The organism is Streptomyces odontomachi (assembly GCF_024435355.1).
In the GTDB taxonomy this organism is placed as follows: Bacteria; Actinomycetota; Actinomycetes; order Streptomycetales; family Streptomycetaceae; genus Streptomyces; species Streptomyces odontomachi.
Map to the genome: position 1 here is coordinate 1 of NZ_JAMJWG010000078.1, position 1,531 is coordinate 1,531.

The 1,531-nt window shown below is 69.8% G+C and carries 1 protein-coding gene; it reads right to left on the bottom strand.

Annotated elements, in window-relative coordinates; translation table 11 throughout:
• Nucleotides 1-1,531, bottom strand: a 1,531-nt coding sequence (locus tag NQO67_RS43440; protein WP_255956187.1) for an SPFH domain-containing protein, incomplete at both ends; no start/stop codon positions are given.

Below are 1,531 nucleotides of genomic sequence, written 5' to 3' on the forward strand. Positions count from 1 at the left end.
TCCGCGAGGAGTTCCTTCATGGCCATGGGGCTCTGGCCGAGGAGTTTGATCTTGCCTTCCAGCACCACGAGTTCGAGCCGGCGCTCGTCGGCGGCGACTCCGAGTTCCGTCTTGCGGATCTTCGCGTGGCGGTGGGCGTTCAGCTCCTCCACTTCCAGTTCCTGGGCGCGGATCTGGGCGAGGGCCACCTTGCTGCGGGCCTTGTCGAGTTCCGGGTCCAGGCTTTCGAACTCGCCGAGGTTGGTGGTGGCCGCCTGGACGCCCCAGGCGGCCAGGGCGTTGCGCACCTGTGCGGCGACGTCGGTGCGGATGCTGGCGTAGCGGTTGAAGAACTCCTCCACGCTGGACTCCGCAGCGATGCCGCTGAAGTAGGTGTCCACGGCGGCACCCAGCACCCGTTCGACGAACCGCTGCACCGGGGCGGGGTTGTCCACCAGGCCGCCCACCCGGCCTGCCGAGGAGTCCCCGAACTCGCTGACCAGGCGTGGGGCGGCCGATTCGGGGATGTTCAGGGTCTGGCTGAGCTCGACCTGGAGCCGGTGGCCCTGGACGTTGACGCTGATCCGGTCGAGTGCGGCGTCGTAGTCGTTGGCCTGGGAGTTGTCCTTCTTGGTCCACTCCAGGATGAGGAGCCGGGTGGGGATGAGGACGACGCGGACGAACCAGGGGTTGAGCGCGTAGACGGAGCCCTCGCCGAGGGTCTCCTCCTGGACGCCGCGCCATCCGCCGCCGGCGAGGAACATCCAGGGCAGCCGGAAGTTGCCGTGGCCCTTGATGAGCGGGCCGACCCGCCGCTCCGTCCGCTCGGGCTCGGCGCCGTCCAGGGTGACCACCACGCCGACGTAGCCCACGTCGATCCGGATCTCCTGAAGGTGCTCGGGGCGCAGGCCGTCCTGCTGGGAGGCGCCCAGGTTCTGCGTGGTGATCACGTCGAAGAGGTGCGGGTTGATGTCGTAGGTGCCGCCGGTGAGGATCGCCAGCTGCCGGCCCTGCTCACCGCCGCCGCGCAGGAACGCCTCGCCGAGTTGGAAGTTGTCGCACTCGACATAGCGGCCGAAGGGGCGGTCGGGTGGCCGGATGGCGCCGTCCTTGGCGATGACCAGGCCGATGGTGCCGGCCTCCACATGGGTCCGGGGCACGATGTCGACCTTGAACAGCTCGGTGTTGAGGTAGTACGAGGCGTCGCCGCGCAGGATCGTCAGCTGGCGGCCCTGCTCGCCGCCGTTCAACAGGAACGTCTCGCCGTCCTGGAAGTCGTCGCAGTCCACGTGCCGGCCGAGGCTGCGGCCGGGCGGACGCTTGGCGCCGTCGGTGGCGGTGACCAGCCCGATCTTCCCCGGCGGGATGTCGATGCGGCGCACGAACTCGACGCTGTGGACGCCGGGCGTGAGCCAGTAGGACCGGCCCGGGAGCAGGGTGCGGGCCTGGGTGCCGCGGGCCCGGGACGGGGTGATCATCTTGAAGCGCCGGTCGGCGGGCGCAGGACCGAACCGCTTGTGGACGATGCCCACATGGTTCGCCGGCACCACGA